This window comes from Klebsiella sp. 141161, from assembly GCF_050600815.1.
Taxonomy (GTDB): domain Bacteria; phylum Pseudomonadota; class Gammaproteobacteria; order Enterobacterales; family Enterobacteriaceae; genus Klebsiella; species Klebsiella aerogenes.
The window spans coordinates 463,592-487,716 of sequence record NZ_JAQIRN010000001.1 but is presented as its reverse complement, the minus strand read 5'-3'; the positions used below and the strand labels follow the sequence as shown (position 1 = coordinate 487,716).

The 24,125-nt window shown below is 52.2% G+C and carries 14 protein-coding genes and 1 pseudogene; all 15 read left to right on the top strand.

Going from position 1 to position 24,125, the window contains the following annotated elements:
• The first annotated feature begins 107 nt into the window (after window positions 1-107).
• The 15 genes and pseudogenes from PGR79_RS02340 to tssA all read left to right on the top strand — a co-directional run bounded on the left by PGR79_RS02340 (window position 108) and on the right by tssA (window position 24,106).
• Window positions 108-1,490, top strand: a complete 1,383-nt coding sequence (locus PGR79_RS02340; protein WP_113373186.1) for a carbohydrate porin — start codon at window positions 108-110, stop codon at window positions 1,488-1,490.
• A gap of 526 nt (window positions 1,491-2,016) precedes the next feature.
• Window positions 2,017-2,508: a type VI secretion system contractile sheath small subunit gene (tssB, locus tag PGR79_RS02335; protein WP_087859417.1), complete on the top strand. Its 492-nt coding sequence runs from the start codon at window positions 2,017-2,019 to the stop codon at window positions 2,506-2,508.
• A 41-nt stretch (window positions 2,509-2,549) separates the two neighbouring features.
• Window positions 2,550-4,085, top strand: coding sequence for a type VI secretion system contractile sheath large subunit (tssC, locus tag PGR79_RS02330; protein WP_087859632.1), 1,536 nt, complete (start codon window positions 2,550-2,552; stop codon window positions 4,083-4,085).
• Between the two features lie 15 nt (window positions 4,086-4,100).
• Complete coding sequence (tssK, locus tag PGR79_RS02325; RefSeq protein ID WP_430921002.1) at window positions 4,101-5,441, top strand: type VI secretion system baseplate subunit TssK; 1,341 nt, start codon at window positions 4,101-4,103, stop codon at window positions 5,439-5,441.
• Window positions 5,438-6,091, top strand: a complete 654-nt coding sequence (gene tssL / locus PGR79_RS02320; RefSeq protein WP_087859419.1) for a type VI secretion system protein TssL, short form — start codon at window positions 5,438-5,440, stop codon at window positions 6,089-6,091. Before tssK ends, tssL begins: the two co-directional genes overlap by 4 nt.
• A gap of 3 nt (window positions 6,092-6,094) precedes the next feature.
• Entirely contained in the window at window positions 6,095-7,804 is a 1,710-nt protein-coding gene (locus PGR79_RS02315) for an OmpA family protein (RefSeq protein WP_113373188.1), read from the top strand.
• Window positions 7,805-7,809: 5 nt separating this feature from the next.
• Window positions 7,810-8,301, top strand: coding sequence for a type VI secretion system effector Hcp (gene hcp / locus PGR79_RS02310; protein WP_047067878.1), 492 nt, complete (start codon window positions 7,810-7,812; stop codon window positions 8,299-8,301).
• A gap of 171 nt (window positions 8,302-8,472) precedes the next feature.
• Window positions 8,473-11,103 (top strand): annotated as a pseudogene (tssH, locus tag PGR79_RS02305) (type VI secretion system ATPase TssH).
• A 113-nt stretch (window positions 11,104-11,216) separates the two neighbouring features.
• Complete coding sequence (locus PGR79_RS02300; protein ID WP_113373469.1) at window positions 11,217-13,586, top strand: type VI secretion system Vgr family protein; 2,370 nt, start codon at window positions 11,217-11,219, stop codon at window positions 13,584-13,586.
• Between the two features lie 10 nt (window positions 13,587-13,596).
• Window positions 13,597-14,592 carry a DUF4123 domain-containing protein gene (locus PGR79_RS02295; protein WP_430920999.1) on the top strand — a complete coding sequence of 332 codons (996 nt, stop codon included), beginning with the start codon at window positions 13,597-13,599 and terminating at the stop codon, window positions 14,590-14,592.
• A gap of 13 nt (window positions 14,593-14,605) precedes the next feature.
• Complete coding sequence (locus tag PGR79_RS02290) at window positions 14,606-17,494, top strand: T6SS effector BTH_I2691 family protein (RefSeq protein ID WP_113373191.1); 2,889 nt, start codon at window positions 14,606-14,608, stop codon at window positions 17,492-17,494.
• Between the two features lie 167 nt (window positions 17,495-17,661).
• Window positions 17,662-17,928, top strand: a complete 267-nt coding sequence (locus PGR79_RS02285) for a PAAR domain-containing protein (RefSeq protein WP_087859424.1) — start codon at window positions 17,662-17,664, stop codon at window positions 17,926-17,928.
• A gap of 4 nt (window positions 17,929-17,932) precedes the next feature.
• A complete protein-coding gene (locus PGR79_RS02280; RefSeq protein WP_113373192.1) occupies window positions 17,933-19,102 on the top strand; it encodes a hypothetical protein in 1,170 nt (389 codons plus the stop codon).
• Window positions 19,089-22,535, top strand: coding sequence for an ImcF-related family protein (locus PGR79_RS02275; RefSeq protein WP_430920997.1), 3,447 nt, complete (start codon window positions 19,089-19,091; stop codon window positions 22,533-22,535). The genes PGR79_RS02280 and PGR79_RS02275 overlap by 14 nt, the downstream gene beginning before the upstream one ends.
• Window positions 22,535-24,106, top strand: coding sequence for a type VI secretion system protein TssA (gene tssA, locus PGR79_RS02270; RefSeq protein ID WP_113373194.1), 1,572 nt, complete (start codon window positions 22,535-22,537; stop codon window positions 24,104-24,106). The genes PGR79_RS02275 and tssA overlap by 1 nt, the downstream gene beginning before the upstream one ends.
• Window positions 24,107-24,125: the final 19 nt, after the last annotated feature.

The following is a 24,125-nucleotide window of genomic DNA, read 5'->3' as shown; positions in this document are numbered from 1 at the left end:
AGCCGTACAAAATAAAAATTAAATTGTTCTCACAGTAGCAACATATTCTGCGTGGCCAGAGTGAGGTTGTTATTGCCTGAATAAAATTAACCTCTATTGAGATAATGATGACAATGATAAGAAAGCTTCCATTAACTATGGCGGTCATCGCCGCGTTTTCTCCGTTTACCTCTGTAACAGCCCAAGAGTTTACCCAGGAGCAGATCGACGCTATCGTCGCGAAAGCCGTCGATAAAGCGCTGGCCGACCGCCAGGCGAAAATCGACGCCGCGGCCAATAAAAAGGTCGATGTTATTACCAACCCGCAAACCACCGCCGCTTCGCCGGACCTGGCGATCCCCTTCGGCCTGAAATTTAGCGGTTACGCCCGCTATGGCGCCCACTTCCAGACCGGCGACCAGAAATATGTCGGCGTCGACGGCTCCTATAACGGCGCCTCGGCGATCGGCCGTCTCGGTAACGAAAGCAACGGCGGCGAATTCCAGATCAGCAAAGCATTCAAAAGCGCGCAGGGGGCCATCTGGGATCTCAACGTCATGTTTGACCACTGGAGCGACGAGGTTAACCTGAAAAAAGCCTACGTCGGCGTCACCAACGTCCTTGAATCCAACCCCAACGCCTATATCTGGGCCGGCCGCGACTTCCACCAGCGCCCGCAACAGGGGATCAACGACTACTTCTGGATGAACCACGACGGCCAGGGCGCCGGGGTGAAGAACTTCGATATCGGCGGCGTGCAGTTCGACGTGGCGACGGTGTCGCAGGTGAAATCCTGTAGCCCGGAAGTGATGGCCGACGAGACCAACCCGTCGCGCATCACCTGTACCGGCAGCTCCGATACCGGCGATAACGGCCACTACGCGCTGACCACCAAAACCCACAACATCAAGGCCGGGCCGATCGACGTAGAGGTATATGCCAACTATGGCTTTGACTCAAAAGCGGTGGACAGCGACGCGCGCCTCGATGCCTGGCAGGGCGGGCTGGTGCTGAGCCACACCAACGACAGCGGGGTGAACAAGGTGATCCTGCGCTACTCCGACAACTCGGATAACAGCGTCTACAACAAAACCGACGACCTGACCACGGTCTACGCCAGCTTTGAGGGCAGCCATAAATTCACCCAGCAGGCGCAGATCGAATATCTGCTGGCCTTCCACGACTACGACAACGGCAAGGACAATACCGACAACCGTAAAAACTACGGTGCGATCGTCCGGCCGATGTACTTCTGGAACGATGTGCACTCGACCTGGCTGGAAGCGGGCTACCAGCGCGTTGACTACGACCAGGGCGGGGATAACCACGGCTGGAAGCTGACGCTGTCGCAGAATATCGCCATCGGCATGGGGCCGGAGTTCCGCCCGATGCTGCGCTTCTATGTGACCGGCGGTCAGGTGAATAACGAGCACACCGCGAAAGTAGACGGCACCAGCGACGAGCGACTGGATTCGCTGAACATCGGCGGTATGTTTGAGGCATGGTTCTAAAAATTGATGGATTTAACAAAAAATCAGGCTGGCCTATGCCAGCCTGTTCATTAATTCTTTTATCTTATACGGACTAGATGGCCGTTCTTTTTCTGACTCCAATTCAACCAATCCGTTTCCATCGAATAATTTTATAACTCTGCGTTTTAATAATTTCCTTAATTATATATTTTCTGCGATGTTTATTGATTTAAAGATTGTGATGACTTAATGCATTGATCATGATTATTTCTCAATGGGAATATTGATCTGTGCCAATAAAAACAATGAGTTTATATAAAAAACTGCCTTTCACTATTGTTTTGGGTTTTTATGTTGTCTTTATTTTATTCGTCAACATTCTTTTGTGAAGTGTCGCTACTTTATAGCGTCTGGTGCTGTGGGCGTTTGTGTTAAATTACTGGTAATCTTATTTGCGCTGGATTTTAGAATGACGCGCTTGTTATATTGTGCGGGTTTTTTCAAACATGACTTTTGACCAAATGAGATTTCCTCCACATTCATTCCTTAAGGAAAAGGGAGCGTTATGGCTGATTCATTCCAGAATGAGGTGCCAAAGGCACGTATCAATTTAAAATTGGCGTTACATACCGGAGGGGCGCAGAAGAAAGTTGAGCTGCCGCTTAAACTCCTGACCGTTGGCGATTTCAGCAATGGCAAAGAACATCGGCCACTAGCTGAGCGCCAGAAGCTAGATATCAACAAAAATAATTTTAACAATGTACTTTCTGAATTAAACCCGGAGGTCAACCTCACTGTTGCAAATACGCTATCGGGAGACGGTTCAGAGGAAGGCATTAAACTGAGCTTTTCCAATATAAAAGATTTTGAACCAGAGCAGGTGGCCCGGCAAATACCTCAACTCCGTGCCATGCTGGCGATGCGTAATTTATTGCGTGATCTCAAATCAAACCTACTTGATAACGTAACTTTCAGAAAAGAGCTTGAGCGAATTCTTAAAGATCCGGCACTGTCCGACGAATTGCGCGCTGAAATGAATGCGCTTGCCGAGAAATAATCTGGATCGTCTCTTTTAATGGATTAACCGGGAATATGCTGATGTCTGTAAATACTGAAACAAGCCTCGTTCAGGGGCAGACGACCGTACTGAACAAAGAGGGGGTATATGCTTCCCTGTTTGAAAAAATTAATCTGAGCCCAGCATCAAGTCTGGGAGATATTAATGCCTTTTTAGATGATACCGTGCTGTCAGATGCGACGGCAGGCGAACGCCTGACGGCTGCGATGCAGGTCTTTATGGACTGCATCCGCCAATCTGGCAAACAGGTGGAAAAGCTCGACAAGACGCTGATAGACCACCATATCGCCGAACTGGATTATCAAATTAGCCGTCAGCTTGATGTCGTCATGCATCATCAGGAATTCCAGAAAGTGGAATCTCTGTGGCGGGGATTAAAACAGCTGGTGGACAACACTGATTATCGTCAGAACGTAAAAACCGAAATTCTGGATGTTTCAAAGGATGATCTCCGCCAGGACTTCGAAGACGCGCCTGAGCTGATTCAGAGTGGTCTGTACTGGCATACCTACACGGCGGAATATGACACCCCGGGCGGCGAGCCAATCGGTTCGGTCATCTCGGCATATGAGTTTGATGCCAGCCCGCAGGATATGACGCTGCTGCGCAATATTTCTAAAGTCTCCGCGGCTGCCCATATGCCGTTTATCGGCGCAGTTGGGCCTGCGTTCTTTATGAAAGATACCATGGAAGAAGTGGCGGCGATTAAAGATATCGGCAACTACTTCGATCGTGCCGAATATATAAAGTGGAAATCGTTCCGCGAAACTGATGATGCCCGCTATATCGGGCTGGTGATGCCGCGCGTATTGGGTCGACTACCATATGGTCCGGATACCGTACCGGTACGCAGTTTTAACTACGTAGAACAGGTTAAAGGTCCGGATCACGAAAAATACCTTTGGACCAGCGCATCATTCGCCTTTGCCTCCAATATGGTCCGCAGCTTCATCCAGAACGGATGGTGCGTACAAATCCGTGGCCCGCAGGCGGGCGGCGCGGTGAAAGATCTGCCTATTCACCTCTACGACCTCGGCACGGGCAACCAGGTGAAAATCCCCTCTGAGGTGATGATCCCGGAAACTCGCGAGTTCGAATTCGCTAATTTGGGCTTCATTCCGCTGTCTTATTACAAGAACCGTGACTACGCCTGTTTCTTCTCGGCTAACTCTACTCAAAAACCAGCGCTGTATGACACCGCTGATGCGACCGCCAACAGCCGTATCAACGCGCGCCTGCCGTATATTTTCTTGCTGTCTCGCATCGCGCATTACCTGAAGCTGATTCAACGTGAAAACATCGGTACCACTAAGGACCGACGCCTGCTTGAGCTCGAGCTCAACACCTGGATTCGTGGCCTGGTGACTGAGATGACCGATCCGGGCGATGAACTGCAGGCTTCTCACCCGCTGCGAGACGCGAAAGTGGTAGTGGAAGATATTGAGGATAATCCAGGTTTCTTCCGCGTGAAGCTGTATGCGGTACCGCACTTCCAGGTTGAAGGTATGGACGTCAATTTGTCGCTGGTTAGCCAGATGCCGAAGGCAAAAGCGTAACGTACAGGAGGTGTGATGAAGATTTACCGTCCGTTATGGAGTGATGGCGCCTTTCTGACGCCGCAACAGTTCCAGCAGCAGTCTCGTTGGGAAGCTCATGTTGCGGATACGGTCTCAAAGATGGCGCTAGGTTTTCCCTGGGGGGTACTGGCGGCTGAGTTTGATGAAGGTGCGCTGGCGTTATCCCGACTCAATGCCACTCGTCTGGTGGTTCGTTTTACGGACGGTACGCTGATTGACACCGATCTGGCCGATACCTTGCCGCCGGTCTGCGATCTCTCGGGTCTGCAACAGGAAAGCGTTGATGTTTTACTGTGCTTACCGCTGCTCAGTGCCAGCGGCGGTAATCTCGACGACGGACAAGAGAGCGTTCGCCCGTATCGTTGGCGATCCGAGAGGGTAATCGTACAGGAACTTGCGGGCCACGAACGTAGCGAACTGGCGGTATTGCGGCATGGGCTAACGCTACGTGTTTCCACTCAGGAAAACGATGCATGGTTGACATGCCCGGTCGCGAGGCTCATCCGCAATGCGCAGGGAGTATGGACTCTCGATCGGCGATTTATTCCGCCGATGCTGGCGCTATCCGCTTGCCCAACCTTGGTCGGCGAACTTGGCGATTTACTGCATCGCCTGCAGATACGGCGTGGACGCCTGATGGCTATGCGCCGGGAAAGTAACGAACGGATGGCTGATTTTGCGGTAGCGGACGTCGCTTTGTTCTGGTTGCTTAACGCGCTGAATAGCATGGCGCCGGTGCTGACCGAATTACACCAAACGCCCTCGCGTCATCCGGAGTTGTTATACCGTGAACTAGTAAGGCTTGCGGGGAGTTTGCTGACATTTTCCCTCGAACACCACGTGGAGGATATTCCCCTTTACCAGCACCAATCTCCGGAGCTAGTTTTCCCGCCTTTGTTTGCGCTACTGGATAGCTTACTTGAGGCCAGCCTGCCGTCCCGTGTCATCGCCATCGCGCTGGAGCAGGGCGCGGACAGGGAGATTTGGCGTGGGAAATTACACGATTCGCGGCTGCGCGAAGGCGCGGACTTCTATCTGTCCGTACGCTCTTCGATGCCTAATTACCAGTTGCAGAATCGTTTTCCGCAGCTGTGTAAGGCTGGTAGCCATGACGATGTGTCAGAAGTCGTGAATGTTGCTCTCAGCGGCATAGTCATAAAACCGTTGAGTCATGTGCCTGCTGCAATTCCCTTACGGCTGGAAAACCAATACTTTGCGTTGGATCTGTCGACAGATGCGGCTCGCACCATGCTGGAAGCTGGAAACTGTACGTTTTATACCCCGGAGTCTCTCGGTGAAGTGAAACTTGAACTGTTTGCGGTGCTGCGCTCATGAAAACGCCTGATATCGATATGATCAATAGAGTCTTTTATCCTGGCTGGTTGATGGTTAGCCAGTTACGTAACGGTCAGCAGATTAAAGACGGCGATGCGCTGTATCGCCGCGCCTGTCGGTGGATATCTGAGGCTCGCGAGTCTCTGACGAAGGCCGGGGTTAGCACGACAAACAGCGAACGGATGCTCTATGCCTACTGCGCACTGCTTGATGAAAGCGTGTTGAACCGCGACCTACAGGATGACGGCTATCGCCGTTGGCGCAAGGACCCTCTGCAGGCGCAATTCTTCGGGACTCTGAATGCCGGAGAAGAATTATGGGATCGCATTCGTGCGATTTTGCGTGAACCTGCCGCTGATGTCATGGTGCTAACCTGCTTGTTCAGAACGCTACAACTCGGTTTTGTCGGAGCATATCGCGCCGTTGACGACGAACGGCGGGAGGATGTGGTACGGATGCTCAGCCAGCGGGTACCGCCATTCTCACTGACGCAGGAGGCGCCGGTAGTGGTTCGGGCCGCGGGGCTACGCAGCGGTCGCCGCCGCTATTGGCTGGGCTGGGTAGCGGGCATCGTTGTACTGGCTGGGTTATGGTTCACCTTCTCGTCTGTGTTATCGCAAATGGTATTACAGATAGCAGGGCGAGGTTAAGGCATGCGCATTGGATTCCGTGGTCTACTCACGGTCGTTGCCGCCATACTGGCGCTGTGGCTGGCGCTGGGTTTCTGCTCATTTTCCGCCGGTAATCGAGCGGTGCTCTGCGCCGGTATTTTATTGATATGCGGCGCCGAGCTCTGGCGCCAGCATCGTCGACGTCATTTGCTAGCGGGACAGATCTGCGTAGTTGACCTGCCGCCGGAGAATTTCCTGGGGGCGGTGGTGCTGGTTTGCGGCGATAACCTCACTTTATTTCCAGCTAACACGGCTTACCGCGAAACTCAAAAAGCCTGGTATTTACGGGCGGCAAATACGGAACAGCTCCCCCTGCTGGCGCAGCGTCTGTCAGCGGCGCGCCCTGCGTTGGTATCGCAGGTTTCCGTACTACTGGCAATCACCCCGGAATCTCACGACTGCGCTGAGCGCTTTACGCAGTTCTTGCAGGGATGGCGTCGTAGTATTGGGCTGTGTCGGACATGGTTGAATGGCAAACCGCCGGTCTGGTGCGTGTCCTGGGTTTCGCCGCCAAGCCTCGAGAACGCAGACGAGCACCGCTGGTTCACGGTAACGCCTGAACTAGCGGGAATGCAGGTACGACAGAATGACGATGTGGCGGTACCGATTGCCGAATGGCAGCGGGCAAACGGACATGACGCGTCAGCTCTTGGGCACGTACTCTGGTTAGACAGTATCCTGGCGCTAATGGCGAAGCATATATTTCAACCTTTGTCCGTCCGGCAGGGAGAGCTTCCTCCCCTGGGCTTCTCCGCCGTTGGTATCTGCCTTACGCCGGTAGCGGCATGCGCCGGGAATATGTGGCAACAGCAGCTTGCTGAGGTGACCTCGCTCTCCCCGGCATGCGCTAAAACAAGCGGAATATTACCGCTTCCGGATCTCCTTCTTTCTTATTTACCCCGCAATCACGGGATCGGTCGCCGCATGCAGGACGCGCGCCTGTTTGGGGGGGCATGTTTCCTCTTTCTGGCGCTGGCAATGCTGGCATCTTTTATTAATAACCAGCGGCTGCTGGATAGCATTGGCGACCATCTGGCTGCGTATCAGCAGCTTAGTGGAACACCACCTGCGCCCAAGCTGTTGGCGCAACGGCGTCTGCAGGCCGACAGCCGTTTACTGGACGATTGGCAGCGGCGCGGCGAGCCGCTGCGTTACGGGCTCGGACTCTATCCTGGGGCACGGCTGATACCGCTGATTGAAACCGCGATTAATAACTGGACGCCGCCACCGCCGCCCCGGCCAGTAATCAAAAAGATTATACAAGGGCCACAAACTATCCGTCTCAATAGCATGTCGTTGTTTGACATTGGCAAATGGACGCTGAAACCCGGCTCCACCAGGCTGCTGGTGAATTCACTGGTGAATATTAAGGCAAAACCTGGCTGGCTTATCGTAGTTGCCGGGCATACCGATAGCGTCGGACATGATGCTGCAAACCGGGCGTTGTCCTTGAAACGTGCGGAATCTGTGCGCAACTGGATGCGTGACACCGGCGATGTGCCGGAGAGCTGTTTTGCGGTGCAGGGTTATGGCGAAAGCCGTCCTGTCGCCAGCAACGACACGCCGCAAGGCCGGGCGCTGAACCGTCGTGTCGAAATCAGTCTGGTACCACAGGCGACCGCCTGTCTGGCGTCAGACAACACACCTGCGCCATCTCAGGATGATGGCGCGTCAAAAAATGAAATGGAGTAATTAACATGGCAATACCAGTCTATCTCTGGCTCAAGGATGATGGCGGCGCGGACATCAAAGGTTCCGTGGATGTGAAAGATCGTGAAGGCAGCATTGAAGTTGTCGCACAGGAACATAACCTGTACATCCCGACCGATAACAACACCGGCAAACTGACCGGCACGCGTATCCATACGCCGTTCCTGTTTACCAAGGAAATCGACTCCTCCAGCCCGTACCTGTACAAGGCGGTCACCACCGGCCAGACCCTGAAATCTGCCGAGTTCAAGTGGTACAAAATCAACGATGCCGGTCAGGAAGTCGAGTACTTCAACACCAAACTGGAAAACGTGAAGGTGGTGAAAGTTAATCCAATGATGCATGACATTAAGAATCCAGCCTACGAGAAGCACAATCATCTGGAGCAGATTGAACTGCGCTACGAAAAAATCACCTGGACCTATAAAGACGGCAACATCATTCATTCCGATTCATGGAATGAACGTACGACTGCCTAATCCCGTAAGCAGACGGTTTCCGTCTGCTTTTCTTTGCTAAGCCTCTGTTATCGCAGGTGCTTAGCAAAGAAAACACAATTTGCCTGCTCGACCTCGTGCGCTTTGGTCTCCTGTATAACGGGAAACAGCGATGGGCGGTAGCGTGTCCGGAATCGATAAAGAGAGAGTCTCATGGAAAATCCAGCCATCCTGTTACGCCGTTTAAACCCTTACTGCGCCCGTGCGTTGGAAGGCGCAGCCTCGCTGTGTCAGGCCCGCGCGCATGCACAAATTCTTCCCGAACACTGGCTGTTGAAACTGTTAGAGCAGGGCGAGGGCGACCTGACGGTGCTGGCGCGGCGTTATGAGTGGGATATGGATGCTATCTGGCAAGACCTGCTCTCTTTTTTGGAAAAACTACCGCGTTCGGTGCATAGTCGGCCGCAACTATCCGGCAGCATTCAGAGTCTGATGCAGGAGGCGTGGCTGAGAGCTTCGCTGGCGGGAGAAACGTCTATTCGCAGCGTTCATCTGCTGATGGCGCTGGTCAATAATCCTGCCCGGGTGCGTTGCGATAGTCTATGGCCGCTATTAACGCTTGGGCAAAAGCAGCTTGAGCATCTGCGCCCGCTACTGGATACGCAATCAGATGAACGTCCGGAATTACAATCAGAAGAACTGAATCATGCTGGCGACGTCGAGTTTGTCGGCCGCCCGGCAGAAACCGTTGAAAAAGCCGGCGAGCTGAATCCTGCGCTACAGAACGCGCTGGATAAATTCACTCTTGATGTCACCACCCGTGCTCGTGAGGGCAAGATCGACCCGGTATTTGGCCGCGACAGTGAAATTCGCCAAATGGTGGACATCCTGTCACGCAGGAGAAAAAACAATCCAATACTGGTAGGCGAGCCGGGCGTCGGCAAGACCGCGCTGGTGGAAGGACTGGCGTTACGTATCGCGGAGGGTAACGTTCCCGACAGCCTGAAGCCAGTTACGGTACGCACGCTGGATCTTGGCTTGTTGCAGGCCGGGGCGGGCGTTAAAGGCGAGTTCGAACAGCGGCTGAAGAATATTATCGCAGCGGTACAGCAGTCGCCCGTACCGGTGCTGCTGTTCATCGATGAAGCCCATACCATTATCGGCGCAGGTAACCAGGCAGGAGGCGCGGATGCCGCCAATCTGCTGAAGCCCGCGCTGGCCCGTGGCGAACTGCGCACTATCGCTGCTACAACCTGGAGTGAATACAAGCAGTACTTCGAGCGCGACGCTGCGCTGGAGCGTCGTTTTCAGATGATCAAAGTTGATGAACCGGACGACGATACCGCCTGCCTGATGTTGCGCGGGCTGAAATCCCGCTACGCCGAACACCATGGTGTGCATATCACTGATGAAGCGATATGCGCGGCCGTTACGCTCTCCCGCCGTTACCTTACCGGCCGACAGTTACCAGATAAGGCGGTGGATCTGCTGGATACCGCATCTGCCCGTATTCGCATGGGTATCGATACCGTACCGGAACCGCTGACGCGGATGAAGGGGCAAATCACGGCGCTGGAACTGGAAAAACAGGCGCTGTTGGAAGATGCCATACTCGGTAACGATAGCGACAATGGACGGCTGGCGACAATTGAGCAGGAAGAAGTGCGCATCATTTTACAGCTCGACGAACTGGAAACACAGTACGGCCAGGAATTGAAGCTGACAGAGCAATTGCTGGTTTGCCGGGCCGATCCCTCACGCCGGGGAGAGATCGGCGAATTACAGCGCCAGCTCGCCGATGTACAACGTAATAGCCCGCTGCTGGGACTGGATGTGGATGTACGCACCGTGGCGACGGTAATTGCCGACTGGACGGGGGTTCCGCTCTCTTCATTACTGAAGGACGAGCAGAGCGAACTTTTAAGCCTCGAGTTGAATCTCGGTAAACGGGTTGTGGGGCAGGATAATGCGCTGAGCGCCATCGCCCAGAGACTGCGGGCCGCCAAAACCGGGCTCGCGTCTGAACACGGCCCGCAGGGCGTATTTCTGCTGGTGGGGCCGAGCGGCACCGGCAAAACGGAAACCGCGCTGGCGCTGGCTGATGAGCTTTTCGGCGGTGAGAAATCGCTTATTACCATCAATCTTTCCGAGTACCAGGAACCGCACACCGTTTCTCAGTTGAAGGGCTCCCCTCCGGGATATGTCGGTTACGGGCAGGGCGGTATTCTCACCGAGGCGGTACGTAAGCGGCCGTACAGCGTGGTGCTGCTTGATGAAGTCGAAAAAGCCCACTGAGATGTGATGAATCTATTCTATCAGGTGTTTGACCGCGGCTTTATGCGCGACGGCGAAGGCCGGGAAATCGACTTTCGCAATACGGTGATCCTGATGACTTCAAACCTCGGTAGCGATCTGCTAATGCAAATGCTGGAGGAGGCGCCGCAAGCGACGGGTCCCGAATTGCATGAGCTGTTGCGACCCGTGTTGCGCGATCATTTTCAGCCCGCCTTACTCGCTCGTTTTCAGACGGTGATATATCAGCCGCTCAGCCAGCCAGCAATGCGCAGGATTGTCGGCATGAAGCTCGAGCAGGTCTGTCAGCGTTTGCATCGTCATTACGGTATGACAACTGAGGTAGCTGAAGGCCTCTATGACGCATTGACGGATGCCTGCCTGCTGCCTGATACCGGCGCACGGAACGTAGATAGTCTGCTTAATCAGCAAATCCTTCCGGTCCTGAGTCAGCAACTGTTAAGCCATATAGCGGCAGGTCAAAAACCTCAGCATCTGTTCCTGGGGGTCGATGAAGACGGCGGAGTGGTTATAGAGTTCCGCGAGGCCTGATGGTTATTTTGCCGCGCCAGTGACGGTTAAAAACGTTATGGCGCGGGAGATGAAAAAGCAAAACTAAACTTGCAGGGCGTTGAGGCCTTCATGGAGAGAAGAGAATGAGTTTGATGGATGCGCTGATCGGTGAACGTACAATTGCCCTGAATCGCTATCAGTTGGATATACCCTCATGCCCATCGCCGCTTGATGTGGAATCGTTTAGCGGCACAGAAATGTTAAGCCAGCTTTATCATTACAGCATCAGCTTTACCAGCGCGGATAAAGATATTGATGTCGCGCATATGCTGAGCAAACCCGCCTCGCTGACTATGGGGGGCGGTATTCTACGAAGCCTGGCGCAAAGTCGGCGGGTTCACGGCGTTATCACCGCCTTCAGCCGCATCAGCAGCTCTGCCGATCAGGCTGCCTATCAGATCACCCTGGAACCGTACTTATCCCTGCTCGATAAACAATTTCGCAGCCACCGGTTTTTCGTTAACCAGTCGGTGCCGGAAGTGGTCGTGCAGATCCTGCAGGAACATAACCTACACGGCTGGGAGTATGAGTTTAATCTCAAACATAATTATCCAAAACGTGAGCAGATAAACCAATATCAGGAAAGCGATCTGGCATTCATTCAGCGCTTGCTGGCCGAAGTAGGCATATTTTATTACTTCACTTTGCAGCAGGAGGCGCAGAGCGAAGTTGTGCATTTTGCTGATGCGCAGCGCGCGTTGATCTTTGGTAAAACACTTCCGGTTAATAGCCCATCAGGGATGAGCGACAGCGGAGAAGAATCGATTTGGGGACTGAGTTCGACGCATAACGTGGTTGAAGCGAGTGTTATCACCCGGGATTATAACCACCGAGACGCGCAGAGCATCCTTCAGTCAGCGCCTGCGGACATGACTCGCGGGGATGGCGAAGGCAACACGTATGGCGAAGTGTATCACTACCAGCCGCGTCATCTGGCGCGCGGAGACAAAATCGAGCCGCAGGTGGAAACCGCCAACTTTTACGCGCGTCTCGACCATGAGCGTTTTCTGGCCAGTCAAACGTTAGTCACTGGCGTTAGCACGGCGCCATGGCTAGCGCCGGCACAAGTCCTGACTCTCATTGATAATCTGCCGCCGGCTTTACCTGCATTATTGCAAGACCCTCTGTTGATCACCGGCGTTGCGCTAAGCGCCAGCCGCAAAGACGCGCTGCAGGTCAGCCTGCAGGCGGTACCATATCGTGAGACAATCTGTTGGCGTCCGCCGCTGCTACCGCGTCCATTGGTGACCGGCACGATGACGGCACGAGTGACCAGCGCTAAAACCGGTGATATCTATGCCTGGCAGGACGCCTGCGGATTGTATCGGGTGAAATTTGACGCCGATCGGGATGGAAAGTCGCCGGGACGGGAAAGTATGCTGGTGCGCCTCGCCAAACCTTACGGTGGTGACGAGTACGGTTTTCATTTCCCACTGATCCAGGGAACGGAAGTGGCAATCGCCTTCCATGAAGGCGACCCGGACCGCCCATATATCGCTCATGCCTTACACGATTCCCGCCATGTTGATCTGGTGACGGAAAAGAACAGTACGCGCAACGTGATCCGCACGCCGACCAACAACAAGCTGCGGATGGAGGATAAGCGCGGTGAAGAGCATATCAAACTCAGTACCGAATATGGCGGTAAAACACAGCTGAATCTGGGGCATCAGGTGAATGCCGAGCGCGCGCTACGCGGGGAAGGCTTTGAACTACGTACCGATTCGTGGGGGGCGATACGTGCGGGGAAAGGCCTGTTTATTAGCGCCGATCTGCAACCAAAAGCCGGAGGGTTACAGCTGGATATGCAGGCTGCGAAGGATGCGTTGCAGGCTGCGCTTCAGGACGTGGAAGGTATTCGTGCTGCCGCCGAGAAAGCAAAAGCTGAACTGACGGATATTGAAAAGCAAAAACAACTACTGACCGAAACATTAGCGGAATTAAAACAACAGGCGCTGTTACTGTCAGCCCCTGCCGGGATTGCGCAGGTTACTCCCGCCACTATGCAGCTGTCATCAGGCGATAATTTAATTGTTACTTCCGGCTCGAATGCGGATATCAGCATTGGCAAGAAATTCCGTCTCGGGGTGAAAGAAACGATTAGTTTATTTGCGCAATTGATGGGAATAAAAATTTATGCCGGTAAAGGTAAAGTCGACATTCAGGCTCAAAATGATGCACTGGATCTTCTGGCCCAAAAAACGCTCACTATTGCCAGCAAAGACGAACAAGTGATTATTTCGGCGGCGACAGAACTGTTGCTGAACTGCGGCGGCGCCTATATTCGCTTGAAAAATGGCGATGTTGAAATCGGCGCTCCAGGTAGTCTTCGCCTGAAATGTACAAACCTGCAAAAAATGGCGGCTGCGTCCTTGCATTCCAGCATAGATCTCCCTGCACCCTGTGCTTCAGCCATGGATACCGCTGGCGGAACTCAAAGTCCAACGGTAACCTTTAATTAAAGAACAATAAATGATGAAAGCGTCAGTAAATTATAATTATGCTGAAGATGTCTTGCGCTTGAAGATTAAAAATACCAAGCAGCAACTTAATAATAGCTTTGTCACCAAAAATCAGTTGTGTATTTTAATGATCGACGCCGCGATCGCCAGATTTCGTCAGCAAGAACAATCGCTATATACGCCTCTACTGGCAAGGGAATATATCAGAGTTCCTGTTGCGCCTCGTTATCTGTCAGCGGAGTTCGAACCACGTTTAATTCCCCTCGATTTATCCATTGCTGATGATGTGCTGTTGCTGGAGATGAGCGCAGAGCTGGCTTGTAATGAAATTCATCCGCAACGTATCACTCAAGGATATGGCCGGTTAATATGTGGCTGGCTTTCTTGTTCGACTTCGCCGGAGGCATTAGCACTTCATTTAGCGAAAAGCGCGCTGCAGGAGCGTGAAGGGCAGAATACGCTGCTACGCTTTTATGATCCTGCCGTCGCGCTGCCGTTATGGTCATTATTAGATAACTGGCAGCAGCAACGTTTATTTGGACCATTAGCAGCCTGGTTTTCTATTGATGGAGATGGTCAATGGGTTCAAAGGAAGGGGGCGGAACAACAGAATATTAGATTATCTTATTCTCTGTCATTGAGTGAAGATAATTGGCGCGATATTCAGTTTATCGGCATTGTAAATCGCATTATGTGCCAATATCGCTGTTCATATATTAATGAGTTGAGATTTTCCGAGCAGCAGGTATTTACCCGGATTATTCCGGCGCTCCGCCGTGCATGGGAATTTCCATTTCATCAACCACAAGATTTGACCCTTTATGGCACGCATGCTTTAACCATATCTCCCGATTTTGATCGCCATATAGATTTATTGCAGGCGCTTCAGAAAGGCCCAATAGAAAGCAATCAAACATATCGTGCAAGGGTGGCAAATTTCAGTGAGCGCCAATGGCAGCGAATAAAGGAAGAGTGCACGCAATATCAATACCAGGGCGAACAATAAGAGGAGTACAGGGATGTCTAATCATCAATGCCATTGTAAGGCGCAGGGGCCGGCATTATTACCGGTACGTTATGCTGTGGTGCCAGACAGTATCGAAGGGGAATTACCACAGTGGGCGCGGCCGGCGACGAGTGATTATCCGCATCACGACGGCTATCATTATGCGTTACGTGCTATGCGCCGGGGATTTATTTATATCTACTACCCGCATATACCTTCATGGGAGGCCTGGTCGGTAAGCGATGATGGCAGCTTATGGAAACAACTTTCCGCGGAAAACGTGCAGCCGAAATCGCAACCGGATTGTATTAAAGGGTCCTACAATCAGGGCGGCAAAGATTTCATAACCTTGCCTGCGCATGTGCTGGAAAATGATATCTGGATAGCGTTCAGCCAGCGTCAATGGAGCAAGACAACGCTGGATAGTTATCAAAACGACAGCGATCGTCGCGAGGCCAGAATGCAATGCCTGAGCCAATCGCACTGGGATAGGCCAACATCAACAGCACCAGTAACGGATGCGACGGAAGACAGTTTATCGGCGGTGCTTGATTATATCCCTATGCGGGGAAATCAATTAAGTCCGGCCCAACTACTTCCTTATGAAGGGGTTGTTGATCAAGTGAGTTATTTTTCCAAATATGAATATCATCTGTGCGATGAAACGCTGCCGCAATGGCGGCGCTGGGTAGCCTCGTTGTGGGGCGAGAAGATAAAAGCGGGCTCTGCGATAAAGCCGCAGTGGACCTTATACCCCTGGCGGCCTAATCGCGCGGTAGGAAGTACGCTGCAGCAAATGCAGCAACGAGGGGTCAGCGCTGAGGGTACCCCGGTTAAGCCATTGATGATGGCATTACATGATGCCACGGGTATAATCCATGAACTCACCGGTTGGGCTAACGGTATTTTGGCGCTACAGCAGAAATTTGCCGACGAGCGGCAAGTAGAGTTATCGACCCTGAATCTTATTAATGGTGTAAGGCAGCTTATTATCAATAGTAATTATCCACGGTTAACCGAACGCCTTGAAAAAACGCAGCTGGGTCAAGCCGCAATGGATGAGACATATCGACGGTATCTTGAGGATAAAAAAAAGGATGGTACTGATGTACGCGATATTCGTAGTCGTGAGGATTTTGAAACCTGGAATACGCGTGGTTATATAGACTCCATGGCATTCAGTATCGCCGCTGACGAACTTGAGAAATACGACTGGATGTTGAATCCAACGCGGTTGGGTTCGTTTAATGAAACCGTCGATTTACTGACTACGCGAGTGAGTAACCTGCTGACCTGGTTAATTGAGTTCCGTATTGAGTGGTTACAAACCCCCTTATTTATTGCCGAGACGCAGGATTTCAATTCAAACGATCCGGTCGATAATCTTAGCTACCGTGAAATAGTCGCCTTCGCGATTTCGGGTATTGATATCCATCCCCACGGCCAACTACTGTTGGATCGCTGGATTGCTGAATATAGTACCGCTAATGCGGAGAATTTGGTCTGGCGAACGCACTTTTATAATAACCCGGAAATCATGGCCGAAGCAGAGGCATTACTTACCCTTGCCCGGCAGGCGGAAACTGACGTGGTACTGCCGGAGCAGGTTCTTGAATTCTTTGACGCCAATAGTGTTAGATTGATTAAGATTTTTAAAGGCTTTGAAAAAGCCACGGATGCCCTGAAAAGTAATTTAGCTAAGAATTCCGTACTATCGCAAAAAGTGCTTTACAGTATGGACCAATATATGGCGACCGTCGGCGCACGAATTTTTTCGGCCACGGGAATCGGCCGCATACTGGATAATATTCGCGGCGTTATTATCCATGCGATATTTTCTCTTTCTGCAGGAAAATCCGTAGCGCAAACCAAAGCCTTTGCCAGCCGGTATTTCGGCTGGATGTATGAGCGCCATACCTATATTTCCGGCAACGTTTTTTATAATCCGGATAAACCACTCGCGAAGGCTAATGTTAATTTGGCCAAAGGTCGTTTTGACAAACTGAATGAAACTTTTGCCGAATATGGCCAGGAACAGGAAGGCGCAGCGGTATTCAAGACGACCAGTATCAGAATCCTGGTAACTTTCTTGAATATTTATGAACTTGGCAATCTGTATCGTCACAGCAAGGGCGATGCCGCCAGCCAGGCGAAAATCGCCAGCTCCGCCCTTGTGACGACCAGCGGAATCATCGATGTAGCTATGCCTGCAATGGAAAAGGCCTGGCAGGGGAAAAATGGTTTGCAGTATCTGAAAATGTCGGGCGCCGGTTGCACGATGATTGCGTCGGCCATTTTGCTTGGCCTGGATGTAGCTAAGGTGTATCAAGAATATAATACAGAACAACGAGAATTATTCCTTGGTCTTTATAGTGTAAAAGTCCTGAGCGATCTCGCAGCGATAGTTAAAGCGAATGGTAAGCTGCTGGAAGCGCTGATTGCCCGCTTTGGCTGGGAAACCGCCGTTGCTTCGCGCGGAACATGGCTGGGAAGACTGGTAAAGCCGGCACTCAGTCCACTAATAGCTATCGAATGGGTAGGATTACTTTCCTCCTGGCAAGTGTCGCTGCTGATCATGCTCGTTGATTATGTCGCGACGCAATACTATTCTCGCGATGAGCTGCAAAAGTGGTTTGAACAAGGCATCTTTGGCAATGAGTGTGAAAAAAACACCGATGATTTTACTGCAGAGGACATCAGTACTGAAATAGCTCGCTGCCAGCAGTCATTAGAATATGCGCTAAGTAAAATGGCGGAACCGCAAGAAGAGATTAAACAAGATGTAATAATTCAGGAGTCATCTTATCCACTTTATAAAGATCCGCTAGTTTCTAAACTAGAGGAAAAAACCAAACAGGATGAATGGAAAAAGAGATCACCATACCCTATTTATAAGGGTTAAGTTGTTTCTGTACTGGCAACAGGTATTGATTGATGGATTGATGAAGTAACAGGGCGTATAAACCTGAACTATTCAACCATCTATCTCTTTTCAGCTTATTGTGGCGACCTTACGCAGTAATTGAGTAATATTAACGGAAACTGTTTGTAAAGGATTATTGAAAGCTTATGTTAACAGGTGTTGTGAGGTTAAATGATCGGCTAAATAGTGGTGGTCGTGTCATTTCGGCATCGTCAACAACGATCGTTGACGGACAACCAGTTGCTTTGTTGGGTGATAAAGTAATATGTCCGCTAGATGGCCATGGTGAGAATTATATTATTGAGGGTTGTCTTCAGTGGATATCCGATAACAAACCCGTTGCCGTTGATCGCTGTGCATGCCTGTGCGGTTGTTATGTTATCTCTAGTCTGTCTGATACGGGAATAGGATAATATAATGGCCTGGAATATACCGGAGAAACAAAAATTAATTGATGTGTCACCAGTCGCATGGGGAAAAATGACACTGTTCTTCATTGTCTCTCTAATTTCGATCGCGGTTGCATGTGTCTCATGGTATTATTTTACGCATGATGCGAATTCTGTCCTGTATGCGCTTATATTATGTGCAAGCAGTCTGGCGATACTTTTGCTGTTCGCCGGATGGCGTTCATTTCAGCTTGGTATTTGTCTTGAAAAAAATGCAGTAATTAAGGCAGAGAATGCTGCATTGGACAAGATTTACTCTGCGTGGGCGTCGGAATATATCAGTATTATAGATTATCACTTCATGTTCCCGGAGCAGGCGCAAGTTGAGAACCTGAAACAAGGCGGTGAGATACACATTATCGGGCAACAACCGGTGATGTTTCCTGTTAACGTTGATTATAATACATTATTTTACGAACTGCTTTCACCACTACGTTCTGTTTTAATTACATTAGCAAAAAAGAATAAATTGAAAATTGCCTTCCCTATGGGTATGCCTCTTGATACTGCAGCATGGCAATCCTTCACGCTGGCATGGCGAAAATTAGGGATGCAGGAGGAGAGCATTCAAACACCTGCGTGGATGATGACTCACTATGCTGAGCAAATTGATGAATGGCTTAATTATACCGATAATAACTTTCGCTTAATTATCACTTTTGACCCCCTGGTTTCGCTTGTCGGTAATGGGGCAAATAGTGCCAGCGATGGTGTTTGCGCGTGGCTTTGCGCGCCTCCTGCAACAGATAAGAATGAACAGCTAAAGGAAAAAATCAGAATTTATCGTGCGATGGCGACAAATTCCGCTGAGTTAACTCAAGACCTGGCAGATGTTCTCAACTTTCAGTTGTCTACGGGTATTATCGAAAAAATATGGATTGGTAAACTTAAGAATCAAGCAGCATTAGGTCAAGCTATTAAAATTCTCAATGCTAATAATGGTGAAGAAAAAGTCAGACATCATTTTACGGAATTTATACTGGGTAGGCAGGGAAGAAATAATATGTGGGCAGCGTTATCTCTATCACTGGCATCATCAGGTGATAACGGTTCTGTAAATCTTATTGTGTCAGAGGATGAGGCTGGGATCGTGCTATCTAAAATAAAGATCCTGGGGAAGCGCGATGCAAAAATATAGTTTACTAAGATTACTGGGTGTTGCCATATTGGTCGGCGTGATTGGCATTTTGGCTGCAATAGCAATACATTTATGGGGAGATGATTTTGGACTGACAGGTAAGGCGGGGAAAGTATCTTGCTGGTTTGCTTTTATGTTTGTTTTTTTATGCGCATTTAAACTCCTTAGATTAAATTCCTATTTTTCAGTATTCAAACGCTACGCTTATGCAACCAAAGCAAATCCATCGACATCATACCTGGCGAAACGCTTTTCAGCGCTACATACCTACCGCACGCCTGAAAATGATGAAACCAATGGCGAAGAAAATAGGTATTACGCGGAATTAAACGACTACCTGAAACAGCAGTATGGTTATTTCTGGCCGTCGAAAGTTCGTATCCTGATGGTGACGGGTAAAAGCGCTGATGTGGAGCAAGCTATTCCTGGCCTGATCGATCAATACTGGCTTGAGGCGAATGGAACCGTTTTGCTGTGGGACGCTGAGTTGACAAAACAGGGCGATCGCACCAAGCATAATGCGGTTTGTAAGCTTCGCCGCCAACCCGATGGCGTCATATGGATAACATCGGCCTTCGACCAGCTGACCGTGCTGAGTGGGGATGCAATAACTCCGGCTTTATCCACTATGGATATAGACAGCATCGCCCATACCCTGAATGCCCGTTATGTTCAGCAGCGCAGGCGTCTACCGCTATACGTCTGGTCCTTACACCCGCGAGCTGGGGAACGACGAGGACAAATAACACAATCAATAGGTTGCCTGTTGCCTGCCAATTGCACGCCAGAGCAATTCCGTCAGTTGGTGGATAATCTGGCCGGGCAGCTGATCGCTCGTGGAATACACTCAGTAAGTGACAGCCATGAAGACGCATTTTTATTGCGCCTTGCCGAGCAATTGACCCGGTTTCCTGAATCTATTGTTAGTCCCTTATCCGCATTCTTGTCACCCGCGCGGCCTTTGCCGTTGGCCGGTATCATGTTCGGATCTCAGGTCCAGGAGCTCTCCCATGGCGCGGATCATTACTGGCGGAAGGATAATCGCTGGGATGTTCTGCTTGAGTCGCTTGCGACGTTACCCGCGGGACTGAAAGCCCATAAAACGGGTTATTCTCTAGCAAAAATCATGACCGTTATCAGCGCGGTGCTGATGTTGTTGTGGGGAGGCGCTATGTTCGTCTCTTTTGCGGCCAACCGCCATTTGCTGGTCACAGCGCAGGTGCAGGTGCAACGAGCCGCAGCGCAAAAACAGCCACTTGCCGAACGCCTGCATGCGCTGGCCGCCGTGCAGAAAACGCTGGCTCAACTGACATACCGCAAAGCGCACGGGGCGCCTTGGTACGCGCGCGCCGGATTAAGCCAGAATGATGATTTGCTGGCGGCGCTCTACCCACGCTACGGCGTCATGGCGCTACCGCTGGTTCGTGATGCGGCGGCGGAACATCTTCAGCAGCTGTTACAGGCTTTCGTGCAATTGCCGCCGGAAAGTCCGCTACGTGAACGGCTGGCTAAAACCGCCTATAACCAATTGAAGCTCTATCTCATGCTCGCCCGCCCGGAAAAAATGGATGCAGGCTGGTTTGCTCGCGAGTTGATGCGCAACTGGCCGCAGCGGGATGGCGTGACGGACGGCTTCTGGCAGGGCCGCGGAACGTCTCTACTGAGATTTTACGCAGCCAGCCTGGCGTTACATCCGCAGTGGCGGTTGCCGGCCGATCCCACGCTGGTCAGCCAGACCCGTACGCTGTTAATTCGCCAGTTAGGTAAACGTAATAGCGAATCCACCCTCTATCAGCAAATGTTGGCGCAGGTGGCGAACCAGTATGCTGATATGCATCTGGCGGATATGACCGGTGACACCGACGCCTCACGCCTGTATACCACCGATGCGGTAGTCCCGGGTATGTTCACCCGCAACGCCTGGGAGCATGCCGTGCAGCCGGCTATTGAAAAAGTGGTTAACGCGCGCCGCGATGAAATCGACTGGGTGCTCAGCGATAACCAGCTTCCGGTAGCGCAGGCGGCGACGCCGGAAGCGCTTCGCGAACGCCTGGCGGAACGCTATTTTGCCGATTTCAGCGGCGCCTGGCTGAACTTTCTCAATAGTCTACGTTGGCAGCGCGCCGCCACGCTGTCGGATGCCATCGATCAGCTAACTCTGATGGCGGATGTGCGTCAGTCGCCGCTGATTGCGTTGATGAATACCTTGAATGTACAGGGACGAACCGGACAGCGCGGCGAGGCGATAACCGATTCGCTGGTCAAATCAGCGAAAAATTTGTTTAACCGTGAAGATCAGCCGCTTATCGATCAGCAAGGCGGCCTGCGGGGGCCACTGGATGCGACTTTCGGCCCGGTGCTCGCCCTGATGGATAATCGCGATGGCAGCATGTCTGGTAGTCGTTTGAATCTACAAACGTTTCTGACCCGCGTGACACAGGTTCGTTTGCGTCTGCAGCAGGTGACTAATGCGGCCGATCCGCAGGCGATGACGCTGGCGCTGGCGCAGACGGTTTTTGAAGGTCGCGCGGTGGATCTTACCGACACCCGAGACTACGGTAGCCTGGTGGCGGCAGGGCTAGGGCAGGAGTGGCGTGGCTTCGGCCAAACGGTGTTTGTCCGCCCGATGGAGCAAGCCTGGCAGCAGGTGCTGACTCCGGCGGCAGAAAGCCTCAATGCCCGCTGGCGTAGCGCGGTGTTTGATGACTGGAACCGGGCATTCGGCGGGCGCTATCCCTTCAAAAATGTGAGCAGCGAGGTCTCTTTACCTCTGCTGGCGAAGTATCTCAATGCAGAGAGTGGCCGCATCAGTCATTTCCTGCAGACCCGGCTTAATGGGGTGCTGCATAAAGAGGGAAGCCGTTGGGTGGCGGACAGCATCAATGCCCAGGGGCTGACATTTAACCCAGCCTTCCTGCGTGCGATGAATACCCTGAGCCATATTGCGGATGTGGCGTTTACCAACGGCGAGGCTGGAATGCACTTCGAACTGCGTCCGGGAACCGCGGAAGGCGTGATGCAAACAATGCTGGAGGTCGATCGTCAAAAACTGAATTACATGAACCAGATGCCGGCCTGGCGTCGCTTTAGCTGGCCGGCGGACACCGAAGCGCCGGGGGCCAGTTTAAGTTGGATCAGCACCCGGGCGGGAACACGCCAGTACGCTGACCTGACCGGGGCGTGGGGCTGGATCCGGTTACTGGATAAAGCCGCGGTGAGAGCTTATCCGGGCACAGGCAGTAGCTGGAGCCTGAGCTGGAAAGCGCCGGATGGACTGATGCTGAACTATACGCTCCGTACCGAAGCCGGCGAGGGGCCGCTGGCGCTGTTGGCGCTGCGCAACTTTACCCTGCCAGAGACCATTTTTATGGTCAGCGCAGAAACGACAGACAGTGACCTGGAGAGTGAAAGCCGAGGGGAGGATATTTATTAATGGCATCGGTTCTTACATTGATTAATGCTTGCCAGGCCGTGCCTGAAACGCTGGTTGCCCAAACGCAGCAACGTCTGCTGCTATGGGAAAGCTGGCTGCAGCCAGTCGCAGCCGATTCGCCGACCGGCAACGACCCTGGCTATAACGATGATTTCCAGCTGATGCGCGAAGAGGTGAATAAGCTTTCGGGAGCGGATACCGATCTCATTTGCCAGCTTGCGGAAAAACTGTTAACGACCGTGACTCGTGATATCCGCGTCGCTTCCTACTACGCCTGGGCTCGCCTGCATCGCGATGGCGAAGCCGGCCTGGCCGATGGGCTGGAATTGCTGGCGGGGTTAATGCAGCGTTTTGGCCTTCATCTGCACCCGCAGCGGGAGCGCAGCAGAAAAGCGGCTCTTGACTGGCTGGCCAGCCAGCGAATGCTCGACAGCCTCTCGCTATTCCCCGAAGTGAATAATAGCGTCGCGATGCGCATTACCGGAGCATTGTTGCTTATCGAGCAGGCAGAGGAGGGGGCCGTCCCCGGCGCGCTGTGCGGCGTCCTCGAAACCCGGTTGATGAAATCCGGCGGCCCGGAGGCCGTAGTACCGCAGAATATCAGCGATACACCGCTAACGGCAGCAGTCAGTAGTGCGCCGCAGACAGGTACGATTACGTCTGGTCAGGAACTTCTGACACAGGCGCGGGTGCTGGCAAAATATCTCAGCGATCGACCGGACGGTTGGCTCTCTGCCTATCACCTGATACGAAGTATCCGCCATGACACGCTGCACCAATTACCCCCTCTGTTGGCGGACGGCAGGACCCGTATCGATCCGCCAAAACCGGATCAGCGGGCGTTGCTGAAGCGCTTGTATCTGCAGCAGAGCTGGCTGGAGCTGCTGGAGCAGGCCAGCGAGATGTTTTCCCGCGCAGCGAATCATCTGTGGCTGGATTTGCAGTGGTATGTTCACCAGGCGTTGCTGAAATCCGGGCGCGAGGCGGAAGCCAATATTATTCAACATGACCTACAAGGACTTCTGGCTCGCTTAATTGGCCTGGAGGAGCTGGCGTTCAACGACGGCACGCCGTTTGCCGATGAGGTGACCCAAAACTGGATTCAGCAACTGGTGTTGGATAATGCCGCCTTCCGGGACGATGCCGTGTCTGGCGCTGTAACGGCTTCCGGCGATGACCCTATCCTTCAACTGGAGCCCGAAGCGCTGGCGCTAGCCGACAGCGAGGGAGCCGATGCGGCGCTGTCCTGGTTACAGCATCGTCCAGGAATAACGACTCCGCGAAGCCGTTGGCTGCTGCGATTATTGATGGCGAGGGTTGCCGAACAGACTGGAAAAAATGAACTGGCGCAGCATTTGTTGGCGGATCTTGACGCGCAGGCCGCCACACTTTCTCTGGCGCAATGGGAACCAGAGCTGCTGTTTGAGGTCTGGGCCCGCCATCTTCGACTTTTGCGGGGTAAGGCCGGGCGCAGTGAAACGGACAAAAATCGTTTGCAGCCGCTGATGGACCGCTTACTGGCGGATTTGATCGCCATTAATCCCGCCCGAGCGGCGGTACTCTGTGTTTAAAAGCCCGATCGTCATGGAT